Raw genomic sequence first — 25,389 nt, 5'->3', positions numbered from 1 at the left:
GTACCCGGCGCTCAACTCGAATCCGTACGCGCAGCAGCCCGGGCCGTACGGCGCCTACCCGCCCCCGGGGCAGCCCTTCGGCGCCCCGCCTCCCGCCGGGCCCCCTGCCGGGGGAGCGGACAAGAAGCGGACGGCTCTCGTCATCGGTGCGGCCGTCGCCGTCCTGCTGGCAGCAGGGGGCGGCGTATGGGCCCTCGCCGGCAGTGGCGGCGACGACCCGCGCCCGCCCCAGGCCTCCGCAAGTGCCTCGCCCGGGAAGATGGAGAGCACCGGTGGTGACACCGGCGGTACGGCCGGGTTGCGCGAGGCGGAGGACGACGACGATCCCAACAGCGGCCGCCAGGAGGGCGAGGCGAAGATCCTCGTCAACCAGGACGGCCCCCGGGTCGAGCGCGCCGGCTCCGCCGTGCCCGGCGTGTGGGCGTTCGGCGACTACGTCGTGAAGACCGTTCAGGAGAAGGTCGTCGCCTACTCCACCTCCGACGGCAAGGAGAAGTGGACCATCACCCTGCCCAAGAGGGTCTGCGCGGCGCCCGCGCACGTCACGGACGACGGCAAGGTCGTCGTGGCCTACGACGGCGACACGAAGGACACCTGCGGCAACTACGCCATGCTCGACCTCAAGGAGGGCAAGAAGGGCTGGGACAAGCCGATCCCCAAGGCGGGCGGCTTCGCAGAGAGCTTCATCGGCCTCGACATGGCCCTCAGCGGAAACGCGGTCGCCGCGGCGTGGTTCGGCGGCTCCGGCATGCTCAGGGTGAGCGACGGGGAGCCCATCTCCACCCCCGGCCTGGAGGCCGGCTGCTCCGTCGACGGGTTCGCGGGCGGCAAGGCGATGCTGCGCTCGTGGCGGTGCGTCAGCGACGAGACCTCGCACATCGAGAAGCTCGACACCTCCACCGGCAAGCCCGAGTGGACGTACGACGGCCGCAAGGGCCTGGAGACCAAGAAGATCTACTCCAGCGAGCCGGCCGTCGTCTCCCTCTCCTCCGAGGACAAGAAGAGCGCTGCCGTCATCGCCCTCAAGGACGGCAAGGAGCGCTCGGTCATCGACCTCGGCAAGGACACCTACGCGCCCACCTGCGGCCTGTCGATCATGGGACACGACCTGGGCGGCTGCCAGGGCGTCGCCGCGACCGACAACACCCTCTACCTGCCGACCGGCGGCGAGGACAGCTACTCGACCGGCAACGAGATCCACGCTTTCGACCTCGACACCGGCAAGCGCAAGTGGGCGTCGAAGAGGGCCAAGCCCGAGCTCATGCCGCTCCGGGCGGAGGGCGACAAGGTTTACGCGTACCGGAAGCCGTCGTACGACAAGGCGGGCGCCGTCGTGAGCATCGGCCCCGACGGCGATCCGAAGGTCGTGCTGCAGGCCCCGAAGGCCACCATGAACGCCGAGAACATGTTCTTCAGCGCGAGGTACCTGTACGAGGGGGACCGCCTCTTCAAGCCACCACCCGCTTGTCGGGCAGCAGTTCCGCAGGCACGGACGCCAACAAGCTGCTCCTCGCCTTCGGCAAGGGCTGACGGCGCCCCTCGGGCGCTCCCTGCCGCGCAGCCGGTCGGTCCGCGCAGCCGGTCACTCGATGCGGCGGGTCAGCACATGCGGCATGCGGCATGCGGCATGCGGCATGCCGCATGAGGCGTGCGGCGGGTCAGTCCATGCGGCGAGGGGCGCCCAGGAGCCTCGTCTCGGCATCCGTCGCCCGCACGTCGACGTACGTCCGCGACCGTCCGGCGCACCACAGCGTCACCGTTTCGGGGAGGGCGGGCAGCGCCTCGACGTCCGCCTGAGGCAGCCGGAGGAGGCGGCCGAGCTGCTGCGCCTCTTCCGGTGAGACCCGCTGGACGCCGACGAGGTCCGCGTTGCCCAGCAGGCGCGGCGCATCCGGCCCCAGGTAGGGCAGCAGCGTCAGGACGGACTGCCAGGGCGCCGTCATGCCCCGGCCGCGGGGCGGCCGCGCGCCGCAGTCGCGCACGACCAGGACGGGGGCGTGCACCGACGGGCCCTGCGGAGGCACCCGTCCGACATCGTGCAGGGTCACGCACTGCTGCCCGCTGTTGGCGGCCTGGGCGAGCGTGGTCCACAACGCGCGGCGGCCCGACTCCACGGCGACCCGGGCGCCCGTGCCGACGGTGCGCAGGGCGATGACCTGTGCCGTCCACGCGCCGCCGATCAGGACGGCCTCGAACGGCGTGGGGCGGGCCACCCCGAGGACGGCCGGCGCCTCCTGGGGGTCGGTGCCGATGACCACGCCGTCGTCACCGACGGGCAGCTCCAGCGCCTCGAACTCCTCGGGCGCGAGCTCGTGCCGCCCGCGCCGTGGCCCGAGCAGACCGAGGCCGAACCGCGACCGGCCGGTGCCGGCACCGGACACGACACCGGCACCGGACACGACACCGGCCACAAGGCCGGCACCGACCGCGGAGCCGGGAGGGGTGCCCGGCCCCGGCGAGCGCGTCGTAGGGGTCGTCACCGCGTACCTCCCAGCGGCAGGGTGGCGAGCATGCCGGGGGCCTGCTCGTGGTCGAGACGCACCAGCCCGGTCCGTACGGAGCGAGCGGCCTGCTGCAGGCCCCGCCGGGTCGCCGCCAGTTCGTCGGCGCTGCGGCCGGTGACGCGGACGTGTGCCGTCAGCGTCGGTGCGTGGCGCCCGTTGCGCATGTGCCCTCGCCCCAGCGTCAGGCTCAGGGTCGTCGACAGTGCGGGCAGAGAGGTGAGCAGGGCGGCGAGCTGCGGCAGGGCAGCGGCCCCCGGGCCGAGCTGCGGCCAGCGCGCGACCCAGTAGGTGGTGTGCCAGCGGTCGTCGCACCGCAGCGTCCGGGCGCTTTCCAGCGTCCGCCGCACGGGTGCGGCCGTGCGGGCGGCCTGCGCGGAGGCCACCGGATTGACGTTCGCCGCCGTGGATATGGCAGTCGTCAGCTCGCCCTCGGACAGCAGCACCGCCCGGAATCCGGCTCCCTGCAGCCGGCTCGCCAACTGGTCCGCCGCCCGCACCACGCAGCGGCCGGCCCCCTCCTCGCCCCCGCCGCGCGCCTCGACGGCCTCCGGGCACAGCTCCGGGTCGAGCTTCAGCGCCACCCACGTCGTCCGGACCGCGGGCGCACCCGACAGGGCCTGCAGCGGTGCGTAGTTCCGCGCGGCCAAGGAATCGGAGGGCAGGTGCGGGGCGGGCGCCGGCAGGGTGCTCTGCACCACCTGCACGGACTCCAGCCGGATGCCGTCGACATCCAGGGCGTCCCGCAGCAGGGACAGCGGCAGCGCCTTCTCGGCCCGCAGCGGGCGCAGCGGGGCGTCCACGGCGTCGACGCGCAGGACCACCGACACGAACGTGCCGTCACCCACCAGGCCGACCCCGCGCTGCCCGCGGTCCGTGAAAGTGCCCGTCCTCAGGGACGGTTCGCACTCCACGACCGGGGCCATCGCCGGATCCGTGCCCGCTTCCGCCGGGGCCGCCCGGCGGGCGCGGCCCCGGAGCGCCATGGAGGCCGCCAGGGACTCAGCCAGCGGCCGCTGCCCGCGGTGCACCAGCGCGAGCGACACCAGCACCACGGCCACCACGACGGCCGGTGCCAGCAGCACCGGCCCGGCCGGCCAGGCGAGCAGCACCAGCGCCACGGCGACCTCGGCCAGCACCAGCTGCTGCAGCCGCACCGGCCCCACGCGCCCGCCCCGCGCCGCCGCGCGCGGGGCGGCCACGCCTGCCCCGGGAGCGGCACTTCCCGGCGCCCGTACGCGCGTTGCGGCACCCATGACCGTCACAGCCCCTCAGCCGTCGCCGGCCGCATACGCAGCCGGGCGGGAAATCCGGATCGGCACCCCGGGCCCTGACGGACCCGTTGATCCCTACCGGCATAGTAGGGGGCCGGTACGACAACCGGACCGAGCGCAGTGCCTGTCGACCGGCGACGAGACCGAGGGAGAAGCGGCTACACATGGCATCACGGCGGGATGAGCTCAACGCCTACATCTTCGCGAGGAAGCGCACCGTCGCGGCCTTCCTGCAGCCCTCGCCCCACGGCACGGAGGAGGGAGCCCCGCGCCCCCTGCGGGCCGTCCTGCCGGGTCTCGTCGCCGGGGCGGTGCTGATCGCGGGATTCGGCGCATGGGGCGTGTTCAGGCCGACCGCGCCCAAGGGCTGGGACGACGAGGAAGCGCACGTCATCGTCGGCAGCCAGTCCACCACCCGCTACGTCGTGCTGGTGACGGACGGGAAGAAGCAACTGCACCCCGTCTTGAACTTCGCCTCCGCGAAGCTGCTCCTCACTCCCGAGAAGTCCTCCGTCCTCAAGGTGAAGGAGGAGGAGCTCGACAACGGCCGCATCCCGCGCGGCCCGACGCTCGGCATCCCCTACGCGCCCGACCGCATGCCCGGCTCGGACGAGGCGGGCAAACAGAAGCACTGGGCGGTCTGCGAACAGCCCGGTGCCGGCGGCCGGACCACCCAGAAGGCCGTCTTCCTGTTCGCCGGACGCGATCCCAAGCTGAAGAAGCTCACCGGCGAACAGCGCCTGCGGGGCAACCAGGCGCTCTACGTGCAGGGCCCGGACGGCGCCCGCTACCTCGCCGACCCCGGCGGTACCAAGTACCTGCTCGGCGGCGCGGACTGGAAGTCTGCCGACCCCTCCGAGCACAACCTGCTCCTGCGCTCCGTCTTCAACGACGGAGCCAAGCCGCAGCCCGTCACCAAGGACTGGCTGGACACCCTCCACGACGGCGCGCCCATCGTCTTTCCCGAGATCGGCGACGGCATCGGAGCGGACGCGGGCGTGGGCACCCTGCCCGCCAAGGCCGACCGTATCGGCACGGTCCTCGAAGCACCCACCGGCAACGGCACGCAGAACTACGTCGTGCTGCGCGGCAAGGTCCGGCGCGTCACGCCGCTCGTCGCGAAGCTGCTCCTCAACAGCAGGAAGCTGGCCCCACTCAACCAGGCCGGCGTACCGGAGCGGGTGAGCGCGGCCGCCTTCACCCCGGCGGACGACGAGTTCTACGGGCAGTACCGCTGGCCCTCCCAGGTGCCCCGGCAAGCCAACTTCCTCGGGCCGTCGAACGACACCCACCACACCGTCTGCAGCATCTTCAGCGGCATGACCGCCGGAGGCGCCCCCGAACTCGCCACCTGGGCCGGCGACAACTACCCGGCGACCATCCCCGACGGCGCCACCAGCGCGTACGTCACCCCGGGCTCGGGGCTGCTCTACCGCCAGGTCACGGGGCGACAGACCAACAGCGGGTCGGTCTTCCTCGTCACCGACACCGGGCTGCGCTACGCCGTGCAGTCCAACAACGACAGCGGTGCGGGCAAGTCGAAGATCGGCGCGAAGGCGACGCCCTCGGCCGGCCCGGACGGGACGGAGCCGGACGGGACGGAGCCGGGCGGGACTGGGCCGGGCGGGGCCGGAACGGGGCCCGCCGGACCGGCCGAGTCCGACCAGGCCCGCACCCGGCTCGGCTACGGAAAGGTGAACCCCCTGCCCGTGCCCGCGAACTGGTCGCAGTTCCTGCCCACCGGGCCGCGTCTGGACACCAACAGCGCCCGCCAGCCGCAGGGGTCGTGAGGCACCTGATGCCGTCCACGACGACAGTCCTCAACGCCGCCCTGGCGACGCTGCTCGCAGCGGCTCCGGTTGCCGTGCCCCCCTCCGTACCGTCGCCTCCGGCAGCGGTGGCATCACCCGTCGCGGTGAACCTGGACGGCAGCGGCGAGTGCACCTATCCCGCAAAGACCATCAAGGGCACCCCCTGGTCGCTCCAGCGGATCCTCCTCGACCGGCTCTGGCAGGACACCAAGGGCCGCGACAGCGCGGGCCGCCCGGTCCGCGTCGCCGTCATCGACTCGGGCGTCGACATCCGCAACCCGCAGCTTAAGGGTGCCGTCGACGTCGAGAGCGGAGCCGACCTCCTCACGGGCATGCCGGAGGCGGCGGCCGGAGACAGGACGGGTGTGCGGGCGAACGCGCAGGACGCGCCCCATGCGCCCGCCCCAGGGCCGTCACCCGGCCCGTCGGACGGGGGGAAGGACCGGAAGACGGACGGGGACCGCAAGCAGGACGGGAACAAGAGCACACCGAAGGCCGGAGCGCCGTCCGCCTCCCCGTCCGGGGAGAAGAAGGACGAGCCCGGGAAGCCGGAGAAGTCCGCGGAGCCGAGCCCGTCGAAGAGCCCGGAGAAGGCCCCCGACAAGCCGGCGGAGAAGGAACCGGTGAAGCCCAAGCCCGACCCGACCCTCGACCTGGTGGGACACGGCACCAAGGTCGCCGGCATCATCGCGGCCCGCCCGTCCCCCGGCAGCGGGTTCGTCGGCATCGCACCCGAGTCGGTCATCATCCCGATCCGCCAGAACGACGAGAAGGGCACCGGCACCTCCCGGACCCTGGCGCAGGGCATCGGCCTGGCCGTCGCCGCGGGAGCGCGCGTCATCAACATCTCCCAGGACACCACGAAGGCCCTGCAGCACGACTCCGACCTGGAACGGGCCGTGGAGGAAGCACTGGAGAAGGACGTCGTCGTCGTTGCCTCGGCGGGCAACGACGGCCTCGGCGGTGACGTCAAGAAGACGTACCCGGCCGCGTACAAGGGCGTCCTCGCGGTCGGCGCCTCCGACCGCAACAACGAGCGCGCCGTCTTCTCCCAGCCCGGCGAGTTCGTCGGCGTCGCCGCGCCCGGCGTCGAGATGGTCTCCACCGTCCCTCTGGGCGGCCAGTGCGTCGACAACGGCACCAGCTTCTCCGCCCCCTACGTGGCCGGAGTGGCCGCCCTCATCCGCGCCAAGCACCCCGACTGGAAGCAGCACCAGGTCGTCGCCCAGATCGAGCAGACCGCGGAGCGCGCCACCAAGGGCCACGACCCCTACGTCGGGTGGGGCGTCGTCGATCCCGTCCGCGCCCTCACGGACGACGCGCACCCCGTTGACCGCGTCACGCCGTCCGGGCCGGTGGCCCGCAGCGTCCGCGCCCCCTCCGTGGCCCCCCTGGCCGTGGGGGAGTCGCCGCAGCAGCGGAAGGAGCGCCTCGCCACGTACGCGCTCGGTGGCGCCGCCGTGCTCGTCGTGACGATCGCCGGGGTGGCGGTCGTGGGACGGGAACACCGGCGCCGCAGAACCACGCGCGGCACGTAAGGGTGTCAAAGGGCCGTGAGGTGCGCGCAGTTGGGGTGTGCATCCGGAGTGGTTAGAGTGGCTTTTGGCGCCTTTCGTGGGCGTGGCGAACAACGCCCCTCGGGGGGAAAGGCGGAACATGTCGGAGAACGACAGGCAGAAGGTCAGTGACGAGGCGTTCAAGTCCTTCACGGACGCCATCGACAAGACCAGTTCACACTTCTCGGCGAACCTTCGCCAGCTGGCGAACGTCATCGCCACCCTGGACGGCGGCTCGTCGTGGAAGGGCGAAGCGCACCGGGCTTTCCGCAAGGCGCAGAGCGATCTGAACGACGACCACGACCGGGTGCGCCGCATGATCGACCGGGTACGTGAGGCCGTCGTCCTGACGCACCGGGCCTCCGGCGCGACCGACGCGGAGATCGCCGCTCAGATGAAGGGCCTCGACATCGGCGGCGGAGGGGCCGGGACGACCTCCGCTGCTGCTTCCGCGTCCGCCCCCGGAGCGCACGGCGCGCCGTCCAGCGGGATCGACCACTACTGATCCGGTAGTCATCCGGTAGTGGTCATCCGGTACTGAATCGGTACGGATCCGGCCGGGCGCCAAGGCCCGCCACATTATTCGGCTTCGAACAGCACCACAGAGGGTGGGGACACATGGCAGACCAGGGCGGAGAGCTCGTAGTCAATTACGGCTCCCTTCAGACCACGGCCGCCGACATCAAGAAGGCCGCGGGTGTGATCGAGCGTGAGCTGGAGTTCATGCGCAGCGCCGTGAACAAGGTCGCGGCCGGCTGGGAGGGCGAGGCCCACCAGATGATGCTGCAGGTGGACGCGGAGTTCCGGCGGCGGAGCGCGCACATCCAGGAGACGCTCAAGCAGGTCGCGGACCTGGTGCTCAAGGGTGGCGAGCACTTCCACGCCACCGACAAGAAGGCGTCGCAGCTTTTCGACATCAGCTACTGAACCGCCGGCGTGCCGTGAACGGATACGGCATGTGAGGGGCGGCCGGCCGGGAATCCGGCGGCCGCCCCTCACATGCGTATGCCTGCCGGCCTACTTCAGGTCGAACTCGCCGTCACGCGCACCCAGCACGAACGCCCGCCATTCGGCGGGGGTGTAGCGCAGCACGGTGTCGGGGTCGGTCGAGGACCGCATGGCCACGGCCCCGTCGGAGAAGTAGGCGATCTCGACGCGCTCCTCGTCGTCCTTGGCCTCGGGCGCACTCAGCCATTCGAGACCGGAGATGTCGCGTGCGTACAGCTCGTCCTTCTCGCGTTCGTCCATCGGGCAGGGGCCGCCTTTCGGGTGCGCTATTCCGCGGGATCGCCGTGCAGTGAGGCCAGTTGACACCTGCGGGGACGACAACAACGCCTGCAGGTCCGGCATTCGTGAGCAGCGTACTCCGGATGGATCCGCAGCAGAGGTGATTCGCAAAGTGCTCGTGGGGAAGGCCGGGCGAGGGGGAGAATGCCCGGCAGCCACCGCACCTGCACCGCTCACAGCTCTTCCGGCAGCCATCCCACCTGAACCAGCGACACGCCCCTCTTCCGCGATACGAAGTACCCGCGCCCCGGCGGCATCGCCTGCGGCCGCACGCCGCCGAGCAGGTCGCCCTCGCCGGGGTCGCCGGACAGCAGGACGCCCTGGGCCCCCAGCTCCTTCACACGCTGCATGAAGGGCTCGTACAGCGACCGGGACGCTCCGGCGGAGCTGCGCGCGATGATGAAGCGGACCCCCACGTCGCGCGCGAAGGGGAGGTTCTCGGTCAGGACGGCCAGCGGGTTGCCGCTGCCCGCCGAGACGAGCTCGTAGTCGTCGACGATGACGAAGAAGCGCGGGCCCGACCACCAGCTGCGGTCGCGCAGCTGCTGCGGCGTGATGTCGGGCTGCGGGGCGCGCCGCTCCATGAGGCGGTTGAGGGCGTCGGCGTGCACCGTCAGGGCCGAGGCGGTCGGCGCGTACTCCAGCAGGTGCGTGCCGGGGACGGCGTCGAGGAGCGTACGGCGGTAGTCGCCGACCACGATCTTCGCCTCGTCCGGGCCGTACCGCTCGGTGATCTGCCGGGCGAGGAGCCGCAGCAGGGCCGTCTTGCCGGACTCGCTCTCGCCGAAGACGAGGAAGAACGGGTCGCTCTCGAAGTCGGCGAAGACCGGTTCGAGGCCGGCCTCGTCGATGCCGAAGGCCACGCCCTGCTGCGGATGCTCGAAGCCCTTGGGCAGGTCGTCGGCGCGCAGCCGGTGCGGCAGGAGCCGCACGCCGGGGGCGCCGGGGCCGCCCCATGCCTCGCTGACGGCGCGGACCATGGCGGCGGTGCCGTCCGTGAGGGTCTCGGGGTCGCTGCCGGAGTCGATGCGCGGCAGCGAGGCCATGAAGTGGAGCTTCTCGGGGAGCTGGCCGCGGCCGGGCACCCCGGCGGGGACGTTCGCGGCGACCTTGCGGTCGAAGTCCGAGTCCATGGTGTCGCCGAGGCGGAGCTCCAGCCGGTTGAGGAGCTGGTCCTTGAGGGAGGCGCGCACCTCCATGGAGCGGGAGGCGGTGACCACGACGTGGACGCCGTAACCCAGGCCGCGCGCCGCGAGGTCGGCGACGACCCCCTCCAGCATCTCGTACTCCTGCCGGAAGCCGGCCCACCCGTCGACGATCAGGAAGACGTCGCCCCACGGCTGGTCGGTGATCTCGCCCGTCGCCCGCAGCCGCCGGTAGGTGCCGATGGAATCAATCCCGTGCGCCCGGAAGTACTCCTCGCGGCGGGCCAGGATGCCCGACACCTCGGCGACCGTGCGGCGCACGCGTTCGGGGTCGAGCCGGGACGCCACTCCGCCCACGTGCGGCAGGCCGTCGACGGCGCTCATGCCGCCGCCACCGAAGTCCAGTCCGTAGAACTGCACCTCGGCCGGCGTGTGCGTCAGCGCGAAGGCCGACACCAGCGTCCGCAGCAGCGTCGACTTGCCGGACTGCGGGCCGCCGACGATCAGCATGTTGCCCGCCGCGCCCGAGAAGTCGCGGTACAGGACGTCGCGCCGCTGCTCGAAGGGCTTGTCGACCAGACCGATCGGGACGGCGAGGCGGCCGAGGCGCGGATGGCCCGGTGCCGTCAGGCCGCGGCCCGGCTCGGCCGAGAGCGGCGGCAGGAGCTCGTCGAGGGCCGCGGACCGCTCCAGCGGCGGCAGCCACACCTGGTGGGCGGGCGGGCCCTGGCCGTCGAGCCGGCGCACGATCACGTCGAGGACGGTGTCGGCCAGCGCGTCGTCACCCGGGCCGGACGAGGCGGGTGTCGCGGGCGCCGGGGCGGTGTACGTGACGGGGACGGGCCCGGCGGTGAACAGGACCGGCCGGCGCTCGATCGGCAGCTGCCCCGCGCCGGGCCCCATGCCCGGCCCCATGCCGGGCCCCGTGCCCGCGTTCGCCCGGTAGGCGCCCGAGACGTACGCGGCCTTGAAGCGCGTCATCTCGTCCGTACCGAACTTCAGGTAGCCGGAGCCCGGCACCGACGGCAGGTGATACGCGTCCGGCACCCCGAGCGCCGTGCGGGACTCCGCCGCGGAGAACGTGCGCAGGCCGATCCGGTACGACAGGTACGTCTCCAGACCGCGCAGCCGGCCCTCCTCCAGGCGCTGCGAGGCCAGCAGCAGGTGCACGCCCAGGGAGCGGCCGATGCGGCCGATCTGGATGAACATGTCGATGAAGTCGGGCTTCGCCGTCAACAGCTCGCTGAATTCGTCGATCACCAGGACGAGTGAGGCCAGCGGCTCCAGCGCGGCACCCGCGGCCCGCGCCTTCTCGTAGTCGTGGAGGTTGGCGTAGTTGCCCGAGGCCTTCAGCAGCTCCTGCCGGCGCTGCAGTTCCCCGGTGATCGAGTCGCGCATGCGGTCGACCAGCGTGAGGTCGTCGGCGAGGTTGGTGATGACGGCCGCGACGTGCGGCATCTGCGACATGCCCGCGAAGGTCGCGCCGCCCTTGAAGTCGGCGAGGACGAAGTTCAGCGTCTCGGAGCTGTGCGTGACCGCGAGCCCCAGGACCAGCGTGCGCAGCAGCTCGGACTTGCCGGAGCCCGTCGCGCCGACGCACAGCCCGTGCGGCCCCATGCCCTCCTGTGCCGCCTCCTTGAGGTCCAGCATCACCGGAGCGCCGTCCTCGCTGACGCCGATCGGCACGCGCAGCCGCTCCGCCGCCGACCGCGGGCGCCACGTGCGCGCCACGTCCACCGAGCCCGCGTCGCCGAGCCCGAGCAGGTCGGTGAAGTCCAGGTTCGCCAGCAGCGGCTCCTCGCCGTCGTCACCCGTGCCCAGGCGCAGCGGCGCCAGCTGCCGCGCGAGCGCCTCGGCAGCCTCCACGGCGAGGGTGTCCGGCACCCCCTCGTAGACGGCGACCTGAGACTCCAGCCGCAGCGACCCCGGCCGCACCACGGCCGACAGCCCGCCGCGCGGCTCGCCCAGCTCTCCCGTCACCACCTCGACGACGGTCACGCCCTGCAGCCCCTCGGGCGCCGCGAGCACCGAGTCCGCCGGCACCACGGCACCGTCCAGCACCACCACCACGTGCGGCTGGTCCAGCAGCGGCCGTCCGTCCCGGCTGAAGCGCGTACGCCCCTCCAGGCGCGGCCGCAGCAGCTCCTCCAGCTCCGCCAGGTCGTCGCCGATCAGACGCCGCGCACCGGCTCCGTCCACGGCCCCGGGCACCTGTACGTGAGGCAGCCACTTCGTCCACTCCCAGGACGGTGCCGCGCCTCGTGCGGCCACGACGGCCACGACGAGGTCGTCCGGCGAGTGCAGCGTCACCAGCTGGGCCACCAGCGCCCGCGCCGTGCCGTACACCGTCTCCGGCTCGCCCGACAGCGTCAGGTGGTAGAAGGCGCGCAGCGACAGTGCCACCGGCATCCCGTCCAGCGCGCCGTGCGTCGCCAGGAACTGCTGCATGGCGCCCGTCGCCAGCGGCTCCAGTTCGTCCACCGGCGCCGTCTCCGGCGCCACCAGGGGCGTAGCGAGCTGCTGCGTGCCCAGTCCGATGCGCACCTGCGCGAAGTCCTCGTCCGTGGCGCGCCGTTCCCACAGACGCGTGCCTCCGGCCACCACCGACCACAGCTGGTCGGGGGAGGGGTGCAGGTAGAACTGCGCGTCACGCTGCGCCTTGGCGGTGCGCTGCACCGCGCGCCGCGTCTGCGCGAGGTACTTGAGGTAGTCGCGGCGCAGGTCCGCGGTCCGTCCCTGCGTTCCCTGACGGTGCCGCACGACCATCGCGACGGTCATGCCGAGCGTCGAACACATCATCAGGACGCCCATGATCTTCATCATGGGGGCGGCGCCCGGCATGAAGAAGTACACCATCGACGAGGCCATCCCGAGCGTCGGCAGGAGCTGCATCAGCAGCCCCTCCTGACGGTCCCTCGGGAGCTCCGGCGGCGCCTCCAGCCGGACCTCCTCGCCGGGTACCTCCGGCGGCAGGGCCCTCGGCGGACGACTGACCACGATCTGGCTCACCGGATGCCTCAACCCCTCCGCACGGCAAGGACATTTCCGCACGGGGCGGCGGCCCGTCTCCCCGACGGTGCGGGCCCTTGTGCGGAACGGTGATCCTATCGGCGTACGGGCACACCGCCCCGATAGGGTGGCCGCACATCCGTGCACAGTGAAGAAGTCGCACAGCCATGTGCGTGAGCGCGCGGGGCCGCTGCCGCCCGGCCGGCCCGGCCGCACCGTCGTGCAGAGCGAATCAAGGGGCCTCATAGGTGAGTACGTCCGCTGCGACCGGCTTCTGCCGAGTGACCGTCGTCGCGCCCGACAGCCGGATCGACGTCGCCCTGCCGGACGACATCGCCGTCGCCGACGTGTACCCGGAGATCCTGCGCCTGACCGGGCAGACCCAGCCCGCCGGCACCCCCACCGGCTACCACCTCGTGCGCCGCGACGGGACCGTCCTCGACAGCGCCCGCTCGCTCACCGCCCAGCACGTCCTGGACGGCGACCTGCTCGCGCTGCGCCCCTTCGCGGAGTCGCTGCCGCCCGCCGTGCACGACGACGTCAGCGACGCCATCGCCTCCGCCGTCACCCGTGACCACACGCTGTGGAGCGACGGCCTGCTGCGGTCCTGCGGCCTGGCGGGCGGGGCGCTGCTCCTCGCCCTCATGGGCCTCGTCCTGTGGTTCGCCGACCCCGTCCGGCACGACATGCACGGCCTGCCCGGCGCCGTCGCTGCCGCCACCGGCGTGCTGCTGACGGCCCTCGCGGGCGTACGGGCCCGGGTCTACGCCGACCGCGCCTCCGCCGTCGCCCTCGGCCTGGCCGCCCTTCCGCACATGATGATCGCCGGATCCGGCATCCTCGGCCCCGGGCCGGGCGAAGGGGCCGGCCGGCTGCAGTTCCTGCTGGGCTGCGCGGCCGTCGTCGTGGCCTCCACCGTGCTCGTGGCCGCCGTCCCCACCGGTGACGCCCCCTTTGTCGCCGCCCTGACCGCCGCGGCCACCGGCACCGTGGCCGCCTTCTGCGCGATCTTCACCGGGGCCGGGCCGTCCGAGACCGCCGCCGTCGTGGCCGTCGTCGCCATAGGGGCCGTCGCCTTCCTGCCCGGCCTGTCCGCCCGCGCCGCCCGCCTCCCCATCGGCTACGCCGCGCCCCGCTCCGCGACCGCCGGGTCCCCCGCCTCCCGCGGCGGCCGGGGGCCCGAGCCCGTGGACGCCGCTCTCGTCGCCGCGCAGGTCCGCCGTGGCCACGAGCTGCTGCTCGGGCTCGTAGGCGGCTGTGCGGCCCTCGTGACGGCCTCCGCGGCCGTCCTCGCCTTCGCCGCCGGCAGCAGCCCGTGGCCCCGCCTCCTCGCCCTGACCGCCGGTCTCGCGATGCTGCTGCGCGCCCGCCTCTTCCGTTACACCGCGCAGGTCGCCGCCGTCCTCGGCGCGGGCCTGGCCGCCCTCGCCCTGCTCGTCCTCGGCCTCGCCCTCCAGCCGGCCACCGGCGCGGGCGAAGGCTCTCCCGACGTCCGCACGCTCTGGCTCGCCGCAGCCGTAACCCTTGGTGGCGCCCTGCTCACCGCCGTCGCGCTGATCGTCCCCGCCCGCGGCCTGTCACCTTTTTGGGGGCGTGTTTCCGACCTGGCCGAGAGCGCCCTCCTCCTCGCGCTCGTCCCGCTGTGCCTCGCCGTCCTCGACCTGTACGCGGCGGCGCGCGGCCTGTCGGCCGGATAGAGCCGGACGGAGCAGGCGCGCCGCCCCAGGCCCCGCCCCAGGCCCTTCCGGCCGGAGGGCTGGTCCGGGCTGGTACTCTGTGCAACGGCCGTTTGTGTACGCGCCTCCGGAGCGCCCTTCGCGGGTCTCTGGGGACAGCGCCCAGCGGACCCCGCCTCCCGAGTAACGGAAGCTCCCTTGAGAAAGAGACCAAGGGCACTCGGTGGCCAAAAGACACTCAGAAGGAGTATCGCGTGTCGCTCGACGCCGCTACGAAGAAGCAGATCATGGCCGAGTTCGCCACCAAGGAGGGCGACACCGGCTCCCCCGAGGTCCAGGTTGCGATGCTCACCCGCCGTATCGCGGACCTGACCGAGCACCTCAAGATGCACAAGCACGACCACCACTCCCGTCGTGGTCTGCTGCTCCTGGTCGGTCAGCGTCGCCGCCTGCTGCAGTACCTGGCCAAGAAGGACATCACGCGCTTCCGCGCCCTGGTCGAGCGCCTCGGCATCCGCCGCGGTGCCGCCGGCGCCAAGTAAGACACCGTGAAGGGAGCGGTTCCCACCGACTGGGGGCCGCTCCCTTTGCGTATCTCGTGGAGAGCAGAAGCTTTGTAGTCTGGTTTCCACAACGGCACCTACGCCGAACCGTATGAGGAGGAGCGCTCAGCTCGCCGCCGGTCCTCGGTAGTGGCCCCCGGATCAGGGAAATCCGGGTGCTTCGATCGAAGACCGGCCAGCACAGACGCTTCTCCGCCATCGTCCCCGCCACACGGGCCGGGACGTAGACGAGGAGATATCCCTGGTGGAGAACGAGACCCACTACGCCGAGGCCGTCATCGACAACGGCGCCTTCGGCACCCGCACCATCCGCTTCGAGACGGGCCGCCTGGCCAAGCAGGCCGCCGGTTCCGCCGTGGCGTACCTGGACGACGACACCATGGTGCTGTCGGCCACCTCGGCTTCCAAGAAGCCCAAGGACCAGCTCGACTTCTTCCCCCTGACGGTGGACGTCGAGGAGCGCATGTACGCGGCCGGCAAGATCCCCGGCTCCTTCTTCCGCCGTGAGGGCCGTCCCTCCGAGGACGCGGTCCTGACCTGCCGTCTGATCGACCGGCCGCTGCGCCCCTCCTTCAAGAAGGGCCTGCGCAACGAGATCCAGATCGTTGAGACGATCATGGCGCTCAACCCCGACCACCTGTACGACGTGGTCGCGATCAACGCCGCCTCCTGCTCCACGCAGCTCGCGGGCCTGCCCTTCTCCGGTCCGATCGGCGCCACCCGCGTCGCTCTGATCAAGGGCCAGTGGGTCGCGTTCCCGACCCACACCGAGCTCGAGGACGCCGTCTTCGACATGGTCGTGGCCGGCCGCGTCCTGGAGGACGGCGACGTCGCGATCATGATGGTCGAGGCCGAGGCCACCGAGAAGACCATCCAGCTGGTCAAGGACGGCGCCGACGCCCCCACCGAGGAGGTCGTCGCCGCCGGTCTCGAGGCCGCGAAGCCCTTCATCAAGGTGCTGTGCCGCGCCCAGTCCGAGCTCGCCTCCAAGGCCGCCAAGCCCGAGGGTGAGTTCCCGGTCTTCCTGGACTACCAGGACGACGTCCTGGCCGCCCTGACCAAGGCCGTCCGCGACGAGCTCGCCCAGGCGCTCACCATCGCCGGCAAGCAGGAGCGCGAGACCGAGATCGACCGCGTCAAGGAGATCGCCGCCGAGAAGCTCCTGCCGGAGTTCGAGGGCCGCGAGAAGGAGATCTCCGCCGCGTACCGCTCGCTGACCAAGTCCCTGGTCCGTGAGCGCGTCATCAAGGAGAAGAAGCGGATCGACGGCCGTGGCGTGACGGACATCCGTACGCTCGCCGCCGAGGTCGAGGCCATCCCGCGCGTGCACGGCTCCGCCCTGTTCGAGCGTGGCGAGACCCAGATCCTGGGCGTCACCACCCTCAACATGCTCCGCATGGAGCAGCAGCTGGACACCCTCTCCCCGGTGACCCGCAAGCGCTACATGCACAACTACAACTTCCCGCCGTACTCCGTCGGCGAGACCGGCCGCGTCGGTTCGCCGAAGCGCCGCGAGATCGGCCACGGCGCCCTGGCCGAGCGGGCCATCGTGCCCGTCCTGCCGACGCGCGAGGAGTTCCCCTACGCCATCCGCCAGGTCTCCGAGGCGCTGGGCTCCAACGGCTCGACGTCCATGGGCTCGGTCTGCGCCTCCACCATGTCGCTGCTGAACGCCGGTGTGCCCCTGAAGGCCCCCGTCGCCGGTATCGCCATGGGCCTGATCTCCCAGGAGATCGACGGCAAGACGCACTACGTCGCCCTCACCGACATCCTCGGTGCGGAGGACGCCTTCGGCGACATGGACTTCAAGGTCGCCGGCACCAAGGAGTTCGTGACCGCCCTCCAGCTCGACACCAAGCTGGACGGCATCCCGGCCTCCGTCCTGGCCGCGGCCCTCAAGCAGGCCCGCGACGCCCGCCTCCACATCCTCGACGTGATGATGGAAGCGATCGACACGCCGGACGAGATGTCCCCCAACGCCCCGCGGATCATCACCGTCAAGATCCCCGTGGACAAGATCGGCGAGGTCATCGGCCCCAAGGGCAAGATGATCAACCAGATCCAGGAGGACACCGGCGCCGAGATCACGATCGAGGACGACGGCACCATCTACATCGGTGCTGCCGACGGCCCGGCCGCCGAGGCCGCCCGCGCCACGATCAACGGCATCGCCAACCCGACCATGCCCGAGGTCGGCGAGCGCTACCTGGGTACGGTCGTCAAGACCACCACCTTCGGTGCCTTCGTCTCCCTCATGCCGGGCAAGGACGGTCTGCTGCACATCTCGCAGATCCGCAAGCTCGCCGGCGGCAAGCGCGTGGAGAACGTCGAGGACGTGCTCGGCGTGGGCCAGAAGGTCCAGGTCGAGATCGCCGAGATCGACCAGCGCGGCAAGCTCTCCCTCGTTCCCGTCATCGAGGGCGAGGACGGCGACAAGGCCGACGAGACCAAGGACGAGTCCGCCAAGTGACGTCCCGTAGTACACGGAAGACGGCCCGCACCTCCTCGGAGGGGCGGGCCGTCGCCCGTACCCAAACGCTCCTCAAGGGCGAGAACGGCATCGGTACGGTCCGCCGCACCACCCTCCCGGGCGGCCTGCGCATCGTCACCGAGACCCTGCCGTCCGTGCGCTCGGCGACCTTCGGCATCTGGGCCAACGTCGGCTCCCGCGACGAGACCCCGGCCCTCAACGGCGCCACCCACTACCTGGAGCACCTGCTCTTCAAGGGCACGGCCAAGCGCAGCGCGCTCGACATCTCCTCGGCCATCGACGCCGTCGGCGGCGAGATGAACGCGTTCACGGCCAAGGAGTACACGTGCTACTACGCGCGCGTGCTCGACACCGACCTGCCGCTGGCCATCGACGTCGTCTGCGACATGCTCACCGGATCGCTGATCGACGCCGCCGACGTCGACGCCGAGCGCGGAGTGATCCTCGAAGAGATCGCGATGACGGAGGACGACCCCGGCGACTGCGTGCACGACCTGTTCGCGCACACCATGCTGGGCGACACGCCCCTGGGCCGCCCCGTCCTCGGCACCGTCGACACCATCAACGCCCTCACGCGCGACCAGATCGCCCGCTTCTACAAGAAGCACTACGACCCGACGCGCCTCGTCGTGGCCGCCGCGGGCAACGTCGACCACGCCAAGGTCGTCCGCCAGGTGCGCGCCGCCTTCGACCGCGCCGGCGCCCTGAACCGCACGGACGCCACGCCCGTCGGCCCGCGCTCCGGCGCCCGCACCATCCGCACCGCCGGCCGCGTGGAGGTCCTCGGCCGCAAGACGGAGCAGGCGCACGTCGTCCTCGGCATGCCCGGCCTGTCGCGCACGGACGACCGCCGCTGGGCGCTCGGCGTGCTCAACACCGCCCTCGGCGGCGGCATGAGCTCGCGGCTCTTCCAGGAGGTCCGGGAGAAGCGCGGCCTGGCCTACTCGGTCTACTCCTACACCTCGGGCTACGCCGACTGCGGCCTCTTCGGCGTCTACGCCGGCTGCCGCCCGAGCCAGGTCCACGACGTCCTGAAGATCTGCCGCGACGAGCTCGACAAGGTCGCCTCGGAGGGTCTGCCGGACGAGGAGATCAGCCGCGCCGTGGGGCAGCTCGCGGGCTCCACCGTCCTCGGCCTGGAGGACACCGGCGCGCTCATGAACCGCATCGGCAAGAGCGAGCTGTGCTGGGGCGACCAGATGTCCGTCGACGACATGCTGGCGCGCATCTCGGCCGTCACCCCGGACGAGGTCCGCGAAGTGGCCCGCGATGTACTGGGGCAGCGTCCTTCGCTGTCGGTCATCGGCCCGCTGAAGGACAAGCAGGCCGCGCGCCTGCACGAGGCCGTTTCTTAGTTCACCGCGGGATGTAGTTCACCGCTGTAGAGGGAAGCAGGGACGATGAGCAAGCTGCGCGTCGCGGTCGTCGGAGCCAAGGGCCGTATCGGCTCCGAGGCCGTACGGGCCGTCGAAGCCGCCGAGGACATGGAGCTGGTGGCCGCGCTGGGCCGGGGCGACCGGCTGGAGGCCCTGACCGAGGCGGGAGCCCAGGTCGTGGTCGAGCTGACGCACCCCGACTCGGTCATGGAGAACCTCGAGTTCTGCGTGCGCAACGGCATCCACGGCGTCGTCGGCACCACCGGCTGGACCGAGGAGCGCCTCGCGCAGCTGAACTCCTGGCTCGCGGCGTCGCCCTCCACGGGCGTGCTCATCGCCCCGAACTTCTCCATCGGCGCGGTCCTGACCATGGCCTTCGCCCAGCAGGCGGCCCGCTTCTTCGAGTCCGTCGAGGTCGTCGAGCTGCACCACCCCAACAAGGCGGACGCCCCCTCCGGCACGGCCACCCGCACCGCGCAGCTCATCGCCGCCGCACGGCGCGAGGCGGGCTGCGCCCCGCAGCCCGACGCGACGACGACCGCCCTGGAGGGCGCGCGCGGCGCGGACGTCGACGGGGTGCCCGTGCACGCCGTACGCCTCCGCGGCCTCCTGGCCCACCAGGAGGTGCTCTTCGGCGACACGGGCGAGACGCTCACCATCCGGCACGACTCGCTGCACCACAGCTGCTTCATGCCGGGCATCCTGCTCGGCGCGCGCCGCGTCGTGACCACCCCGGGCCTGACGTTCGGCCTGGAACACTTCCTGGACCTGGGCTGAGCACCGTGCGCGCCAAAATCGTCTACTTCGCCCTGGCCGCCGTCCTGGTCGTCTACTTCGTCCTGGTCGGCAGCCGTGGGGTGATGCTCATCCAGCAGGGCACCGCCGTCACCATCGCCTTCGGGGCCGCGGTGCTCGTCCTGCCGTTCATCGGTGCCTGGTTCCTCTACCAGACCACCAAGTTCGCGCGCGACGCCAACCGGCTGGCGCGGGAGCTGGAGGCCGAGGGAGGGCTGCCGGTGGACGACCTGGTACGCACCCCCTCCGGGCGCATCGACCGGGACTCCGCGGACGCCGTCTTCGCCCGGCGCAAGGCCGAGACGGAGGACGCCCCGTCCGACTGGCGCACCTGGTTCCGGCTGGCCGTCGCCTACCACGACGCCCGGGACACCCCCCGCGCCCGCAAGGCCATGCAGCGGGCGATCGCCCTGCACGACAGGAAGCCGCTGCGGGCGGACGCCGTATAGGACTCACCCGCACAGGACGCTGCGGACGCCGTAGTAAGCCGCACGGGGCGGCGGGCTCATCAGCCCGCCGCCCCGTGCGGCATTTTTGCGGCATCCGCAGTCCTGTTTTTACGGACTCCGCAGTTCTTACGGCGTCCGTAGCGTCCGTAGCGTCCGTAGCGTCCGTAGCGTCCGTGGCGTCGTCAGCGGCGGAAGTCCGCCGCCCAGCCCTCGACCGCGTCGCACGCCATGGCGAACGCCTGAGGCCGTCCGAGGAAGTCCGCCCCGTGGTCGGTCACCAGGGTGGTCAGGGGAGCGCCGTCCGCGCGCTCCACGACGACCGCCTGCCCCTGCACGGTGCGGGGGAGACCCAGCCACCGCACGGGCTGCTGCGTGGTGCGCACGGCCGTCACCCGGGTCCAGGGCACCGTCTTCGCGGACAGCAGCCGCACGTGCCGCAGGCCGTGCTCGCTCACCCACACTCCGGCCCGCACGAGGCGCACGGCCAGGACGATCAGCAGTACGGCGATGCCGACGCAGACGCCCGCCCCGGGCAGGGAGCCGGCCACGGCAATGATCATCGCCGCGAAGAGCACGTACGAGGCGAGCAGCAGCAACAGCGCGGTGACGCCGACGCGCCACGGCCCCGGGCGGTAGGGACGGCGCCAGCGGGCGAGGTCCTCGTCCCCGGTGGGCGGGGCGGCGGCCCCGGCGGCAGGCGCGAGCTCCTCGGCGTCGCGGTCAGCGGTCAGAAAGGGCAGGGGCACGAATTTCCTCACTCGTTAGCACGCACGCTCGAATGGCTGTGCCCGGTGAGGCTATAGAAAAGGGCGGGACCCGAACACACCAGGGTAGGTGCGCCGGATCCCGCCCGTCATGATCATCCGCAGGTCAGCGGCCGTCCGAGGCCTCGGAACGCTGCGACTGGTGCGTGTCCTGCGGGCTCGGCTGCAGCGACGGCATTCCGAACAGCAGCGCCCCGACCAGCCCCGTCGTCACCGTGAGACCCACGAGCACACGACCGGCCAGCTGCGAGCGGCTCGGGCGTTCTCGGGGCGGCGGCGTGACGTTGCTGCGGTAGCGCTCTGCCTCGGCGACGAAGGCGAACGGCACGGGCTCTCGCCGGCGGAACATGATGGGGGCTCTCCTAGGAACCTCGAAAACTGCTGCTGTCGTACGTAAGGACGATCGCAGCGGGCGGATGGTGCCCGTTTTCGCCGACTTCTGTGAAAAATCTCAACCAGTGGGCAGCTTGCGCCGCCCGGGCGGGGCCGTCGGCGGCCGAGTGTCAGTGGCGGCCCGTAGGCTGGGCGCCGCCCCGAGCCACGCAACTGGAAGGACCCCGCCGGTGACCGACAGCCCCACCGAGACCGCCAAGGAAGCCAAGCCCACGTTCCGCGGTGACGTGACCGTCGAGCTGGTCAAGCACAGCGCGGCCGACTCCGACGTGCTGTGGGCGGCCCGCGTCTCCACCGCCGGCGAGCAGTCCCTGGAAGAGATCACCAAGGACCCGGAGCGGTCCAAGGGGCTGATCAACTACCTGATGCGCGACCGCCACGGCAGCCCCTTCGAGCACAACTCGATGACCTTCTTCATCAGCGCCCCGATCTTCGTCTTCCGCGAGTTCATGCGCCACCGCGTGGGCTGGTCGTACAACGAGGAGTCCGGTCGCTACCGCGAGCTGCAGCCCGTTTTCTACGTCCCGGACGCCGAGCGCAAGCTGGTCCAGGAGGGCCGCCCCGGCAAGTACGTCTTCGTCGAGGGCACCGACGCGCAGCACGAGCTCACCACGCGCGTCATGGAGAACACCTACCGCGAGGCCTACGAGGCCTACCAGGAGATGCTGGCCGCCGGCGTGGCCCGCGAGGTCGCGCGCTCGGTGCTGCCCGTCGGCCTGTTCTCCTCGATGTACGCCACGTGCAACGCCCGCTCGCTGATGCACTTCCTCGGCCTGCGCACGCAGCACGAGCAGGCGGCCGTGCCGTCCTTCCCGCAGCGGGAGATCGAGATGGTCGGCGAGAAGATGGAGGCGGAGTGGGCGAAGCTCATGCCCCTCACGTACGCCGCGTTCAACAAGAACGGCCGCGTCGCCCCCTGACCGGGCGGTCTCTGCGACCGGGCGATCCTCGGCGGCACCCCTCGGGCCGGGCGGCTTCGTCGCCGGCTCCGGGGTGCCGTACGGCCCGGTAACTACAGTGTCCGTATTGCGGCTTTTCAGGGCTTTAATCTAGTCTGAAAAGACGGACCCGGCACTGCTTGAACCCCCGAGCAGGCAGTGCCGGGATCCCTTTGGCACTCCCCGAGGGGGCACCTCACGGTGAGCAACGAGTAGCGTGACCCTCATGGCTCCGACCTCCACACCGCAGACGCCCTTCGGGCGGGTCCTGACCGCCATGGTCACGCCCTTCACCGCTGACGGTGCCCTCGACCTCGACGGCGCTCAGCGGCTCGCCGCCCACCTCGTGGACGCCGGCAATGACGGCCTCATCGTCAACGGCACCACCGGCGAGTCCCCGACCACCAGCGATGCGGAGAAAGCCCAGCTCGTACGGGCCGTGGTCGAGGCGGTCGGAGACCGCGCCCACGTCGTCGCCGGAGCCGGCACCAACGACACCCGCCACAGCGCCGAGCTGGCCCGCGCCGCCGAGAAGGCGGGCGCGCACGGCCTCCTCGTCGTCACGCCGTACTACAACAAGCCCCCGCAGGAGGGCCTGGTCCGGCACTTCACCGCCGTCGCCGACGCCACCGGCCTCCCGGTGATGGTCTACGACATCCCCGGCCGCAGCGGCGTCGCCATCGACACCGAGGCCCTCGTCCGGCTGGCGGACCACCCCCGCATCGTCGCCAACAAGGACGCCAAGGGCGACCTCGGCGCGACGAGCTGGGCCATCGCCCGCTCCGGACTCGCCTGGTACTCCGGCGACGACATGCTGAACCTGCCGCAGCTCGCCGTCGGCGCCGTCGGCTTCGTCTCCGTCGCCGGCCACTTCGTCGCCGCCGACCTGCGCGCCATGACCGACGCCTTCCTGGCCGGTGACGTCCGCAAGGCCACCGAGATCCACCAGAAGCTGCTCCCCGTCTTCACGGGCCTCTTCCGCACCCAGGGCGTCATGACCACCAAGGCCGGCCTGGCCCTGCAGGGGCTGCCCGCCGGCCCCGTGCGGATGCCGCTCGTCGAGCTCACCGAGCAGGAGACCGAGCAGCTCCGGCGCGACCTCACGGCCGGCGGCGTCCAGCTCGGCTGAGCCGCCGCCCCGCGGACCGCACACCACCGGTCCGCCCACGACTTCACAACTCAATACGCACGGACCACACAACTGAAGACCGAAAAACCGAAGATCCAAAAACAACTGCAAGTGCACGAAGGTCACGCGCGCCATATGTCCTGCGGGCATGTGGCGTGCGTGGTGAGGAGAGTCTTTTGAGCCACCCGCATCCTGAACTCGGTCCCCCGCCGAAGCTCCCCGAGAACGGCCTGCGCGTCACCCCGCTCGGCGGCCTGGGAGAGATCGGCCGCAACATGACGGTCTTCGAGTACGGCGGCCGCCTGCTGATCGTCGACTGCGGAGTGCTCTTCCCCGAGGAGGAGCAGCCCGGAATTGACCTGATCCTGCCCGACTTCTCGTCCATCCGTGACCGCCTCGACGACATCGACGGCATCGTGCTCACGCACGGTCACGAGGACCACATCGGCGGCGTCCCCTACCTGCTCCGCGAGAAGCCGGACATCCCCCTGATCGGCTCCAAGCTGACCCTGGCCCTCATCGAGGCCAAGCTGCAGGAGCACCGCATCCGGCCGTACACGCTCGAGGTCGTCGAAGGCCACCGCGAGCGCATCGGCCCCTTCGACTGCGAGTTCATCGCGGTCAACCACTCCATCCCGGACGCGCTGGCCGTCGCCATCCGCACCCCCGCCGGCATGGCCGTGCACACCGGTGACTTCAAGATGGACCAGCTCCCGCTGGACCGCCGCCTCACCGACCTGCCGGCCTTCGCCAAGCTGGGCGAGGAGGGCATCGACCTGCTGCTCGTGGACTCCACGAACGCCGAGGTCCCCGGTTTCGTCCCGCCCGAGCGCGACATCTCCGGCGTCCTGCGCCAGGTGTTCGCCGGCGCCCAGAAGCGCATCATCGTGGCCAGCTTCGCCAGCCACGTGCACCGCATCCAGCAGATCCTCGACGCGGCCCACGAGTACGGGCGCCGCGTGGCCTTCGTCGGCCGCTCGATGGTCCGCAACATGGGCATCGCCCGCGACCTGGGCTACCTGCGGATCCCCGCCGGCCTCGTCGTGGACGTGAAGACGCTCGACGACCTGCCGGACGACGAGGTCGTGCTGGTGTGCACGGGCTCCCAGGGCGAGCCCATGGCGGCCCTGTCCCGGATGGCCAACCGCGACCACCAGATCCGGATCGTCCAGGGCGACACCGTCATCCTGGCCTCGTCCCTCATTCCGGGCAACGAGAACGCGGTCTACCGCGTGATCAACGGCCTGACCCGCTGGGGCGCGAACGTCGTCCACAAGGGCAACGCCCGCGTCCACGTCTCGGGCCACGCCTCCGCGGGCGAGCTGCTGTACTTCTACAACATCTGCAAGCCCAGGAACCTCATGCCGGTGCACGGCGAGTGGCGTCACCTGCGGGCCAACGCAGAGCTCGGTGCGCTGACCGGTGTCCCCAAGAACCACATCGTGATCGCCGAGGACGGCGTCGTCGTGGACCTGGTCAACGGCGCCGCGAAGATCGTCGGCAAGGTCCAGGCGGGTTACGTGTACGTGGACGGCCTCTCGGTCGGCGACGTCACCGAGACCTCGCTCAAGGACCGCCGCATCCTCGGCGACGAGGGCATCATCTCCGTCTTCGTCGTGGTCGACAGCACGACGGGCAAGGTGGTGAGCGGCCCGCAGATCCAGGCGCGCGGTTCCGGCATCGAGGACGCCGCGTTCTCGGCGGTCGTCCCCAAGATCGAGGAAGCGATCGCCAAGTCCGCCTCCGACGGCGTCGTGGAGCCGCACCAGCTCCAGCAGCTCGTCCGCCGGACGATGGGCAAGTGGGTCTCCGACACCTACCGCCGCCGCCCGATGATCCTCCCCGTGGTCGTCGAGGTCTGACCCGGTGACGAGGCGTCCCTGACGCCTCGTCAACCGAACGGACGGCCGCCCCGGCACCGATTTGCATCCGGGCGCGGCCGTCCAGTAGGTTTACGGCTCCACCGCAAGGGGAACCCCAACACGTTCGTGAACGTGAAGGATCGTTCCGATGGCGGTGGGGAATCCCGACCGGATCGATCTGATAAAGTCGGGATCACCGCCGGAAAGCGAAAGCTGAAAGGCGAAACCCCGCTCCAACAGGGGGCCGGAAACGGAATTCGGAACCGACTGCTTCTTTCGAGAGGCGGGGGGAACGGAAAACGGATCTGGTAAGGTTGGAAACAACGAAGGGAAGCGCCCGGAGGAAAGCCCGAGAGGGTGAGTACAAAGG

General features: G+C 71.4%; 20 protein-coding genes. 14 read left to right on the top strand and 6 right to left on the bottom strand.

The genetic code is table 11. The features are described 5' to 3' along the window. Positions 1–1,645 (top strand): outer membrane protein assembly factor BamB family protein (locus ACSNOG_RS22555; RefSeq protein WP_436754512.1); only part of this gene is annotated, 1,645 nt, incomplete at its 5' end. A gap of 13 nt (positions 1,646–1,658) precedes the next feature. On the opposite strand, the gene ACSNOG_RS22550 is transcribed toward ACSNOG_RS22555, so the two are convergent. Both ACSNOG_RS22550 and eccE read right to left on the bottom strand, forming a co-directional pair. Next, positions 1,659–2,480: a hypothetical protein gene (locus tag ACSNOG_RS22550; RefSeq protein WP_436754511.1), complete on the bottom strand. Its 822-nt coding sequence runs from the start codon at positions 2,478–2,480 to the stop codon at positions 1,659–1,661. Further along, positions 2,477–3,757 carry a type VII secretion protein EccE gene (eccE, locus tag ACSNOG_RS22545; protein ID WP_436754510.1) on the bottom strand — a complete coding sequence of 427 codons (1,281 nt, stop codon included), beginning with the start codon at positions 3,755–3,757 and terminating at the stop codon, positions 2,477–2,479. Before eccE ends, ACSNOG_RS22550 begins: the two co-directional genes overlap by 4 nt. 182 nt (positions 3,758–3,939) lie before the next feature. Between eccE and eccB the strand changes: the two genes are divergently transcribed. From eccB to ACSNOG_RS22525, 4 genes are all read left to right on the top strand, one after another. After that, entirely contained in the window at positions 3,940–5,565 is a 1,626-nt protein-coding gene (eccB, locus tag ACSNOG_RS22540) for a type VII secretion protein EccB (protein ID WP_436754509.1), read from the top strand. An 8-nt stretch (positions 5,566–5,573) separates the two neighbouring features. Beyond that, positions 5,574–7,124 (top strand): type VII secretion-associated serine protease mycosin, encoded by a 1,551-nt coding sequence (gene mycP, locus ACSNOG_RS22535; protein WP_436754513.1) that lies wholly within the window; start codon positions 5,574–5,576, stop codon positions 7,122–7,124. A 118-nt stretch (positions 7,125–7,242) separates the two neighbouring features. Continuing rightward, positions 7,243–7,647 (top strand): WXG100 family type VII secretion target, encoded by a 405-nt coding sequence (locus tag ACSNOG_RS22530; protein WP_436754508.1) that lies wholly within the window; start codon positions 7,243–7,245, stop codon positions 7,645–7,647. 113 nt (positions 7,648–7,760) lie between these two features. Next, positions 7,761–8,069, top strand: a complete 309-nt coding sequence (locus ACSNOG_RS22525; RefSeq protein WP_436754507.1) for a WXG100 family type VII secretion target — start codon at positions 7,761–7,763, stop codon at positions 8,067–8,069. 90 nt (positions 8,070–8,159) lie between these two features. Here ACSNOG_RS22525 and ACSNOG_RS22520 read toward each other — a convergent pair whose 3' ends face one another. Next, a complete protein-coding gene (locus ACSNOG_RS22520; RefSeq protein WP_436754506.1) occupies positions 8,160–8,390 on the bottom strand; it encodes a DUF397 domain-containing protein in 231 nt (76 codons plus the stop codon). 212 nt (positions 8,391–8,602) lie between these two features. Beyond that, on the bottom strand, positions 8,603–12,583 hold the full coding sequence (eccCa, locus tag ACSNOG_RS22515; protein WP_436754505.1) for a type VII secretion protein EccCa: 3,981 nt from the start codon (positions 12,581–12,583) through the stop codon (positions 8,603–8,605). A gap of 248 nt (positions 12,584–12,831) precedes the next feature. On the opposite strand from eccCa, the gene eccD reads away from it, so the two are divergent. The 6 genes from eccD to ACSNOG_RS22485 all read left to right on the top strand — a co-directional run bounded on the left by eccD (position 12,832) and on the right by ACSNOG_RS22485 (position 19,933). Then, positions 12,832–14,280 (top strand): type VII secretion integral membrane protein EccD, encoded by a 1,449-nt coding sequence (gene eccD, locus ACSNOG_RS22510; protein WP_436754504.1) that lies wholly within the window; start codon positions 12,832–12,834, stop codon positions 14,278–14,280. 233 nt (positions 14,281–14,513) lie between these two features. Further along, positions 14,514–14,801 carry a 30S ribosomal protein S15 gene (rpsO, locus tag ACSNOG_RS22505; RefSeq protein ID WP_030369814.1) on the top strand — a complete coding sequence of 96 codons (288 nt, stop codon included), beginning with the start codon at positions 14,514–14,516 and terminating at the stop codon, positions 14,799–14,801. A gap of 265 nt (positions 14,802–15,066) precedes the next feature. Beyond that, positions 15,067–17,292 (top strand): polyribonucleotide nucleotidyltransferase, encoded by a 2,226-nt coding sequence (locus ACSNOG_RS22500; protein WP_190021885.1) that lies wholly within the window; start codon positions 15,067–15,069, stop codon positions 17,290–17,292. Continuing rightward, a complete protein-coding gene (locus tag ACSNOG_RS22495; protein WP_436754503.1) occupies positions 17,289–18,668 on the top strand; it encodes a M16 family metallopeptidase in 1,380 nt (459 codons plus the stop codon). The genes ACSNOG_RS22500 and ACSNOG_RS22495 overlap by 4 nt, the downstream gene beginning before the upstream one ends. 45 nt (positions 18,669–18,713) lie before the next feature. Further along, positions 18,714–19,466: a 4-hydroxy-tetrahydrodipicolinate reductase gene (gene dapB / locus ACSNOG_RS22490; RefSeq protein ID WP_436754502.1), complete on the top strand. Its 753-nt coding sequence runs from the start codon at positions 18,714–18,716 to the stop codon at positions 19,464–19,466. Between the two features lie 5 nt (positions 19,467–19,471). Then, complete coding sequence (locus ACSNOG_RS22485; protein WP_436754501.1) at positions 19,472–19,933, top strand: hypothetical protein; 462 nt, start codon at positions 19,472–19,474, stop codon at positions 19,931–19,933. A gap of 182 nt (positions 19,934–20,115) precedes the next feature. Here the strand turns inward: ACSNOG_RS22485 and ACSNOG_RS22480 are convergent, their stop codons facing one another. Continuing rightward, a complete protein-coding gene (locus tag ACSNOG_RS22480; RefSeq protein ID WP_436754500.1) occupies positions 20,116–20,679 on the bottom strand; it encodes a hypothetical protein in 564 nt (187 codons plus the stop codon). A gap of 124 nt (positions 20,680–20,803) precedes the next feature. After that, a complete protein-coding gene (locus ACSNOG_RS22475) occupies positions 20,804–21,046 on the bottom strand; it encodes a hypothetical protein (RefSeq protein WP_436754499.1) in 243 nt (80 codons plus the stop codon). Positions 21,047–21,260: 214 nt separating this feature from the next. On the opposite strand from ACSNOG_RS22475, the gene thyX reads away from it, so the two are divergent. From thyX to ACSNOG_RS22460, 3 genes are all read left to right on the top strand, one after another. Then, complete coding sequence (gene thyX, locus ACSNOG_RS22470) at positions 21,261–22,010, top strand: FAD-dependent thymidylate synthase (protein ID WP_436754498.1); 750 nt, start codon at positions 21,261–21,263, stop codon at positions 22,008–22,010. Between the two features lie 244 nt (positions 22,011–22,254). Further along, the gene (gene dapA, locus ACSNOG_RS22465; RefSeq protein ID WP_436754497.1) at positions 22,255–23,157 is read left to right on the top strand and encodes a 4-hydroxy-tetrahydrodipicolinate synthase; all 903 of its coding nucleotides are present in this window, start codon (positions 22,255–22,257) and stop codon (positions 23,155–23,157) included. A gap of 176 nt (positions 23,158–23,333) precedes the next feature. Beyond that, a complete protein-coding gene (locus tag ACSNOG_RS22460; protein ID WP_436754496.1) occupies positions 23,334–25,019 on the top strand; it encodes a ribonuclease J in 1,686 nt (561 codons plus the stop codon). Positions 25,020–25,389: the final 370 nt, after the last annotated feature.

This window comes from Streptomyces sp. URMC 124 (genome assembly GCF_051386455.1).
GTDB lineage: Bacteria > Actinomycetota > Actinomycetes > Streptomycetales > Streptomycetaceae > Streptomyces.
The sequence above is the reverse complement of the archived record's forward strand: the minus strand, read 5'-3'. Positions and strand labels throughout refer to the sequence as shown.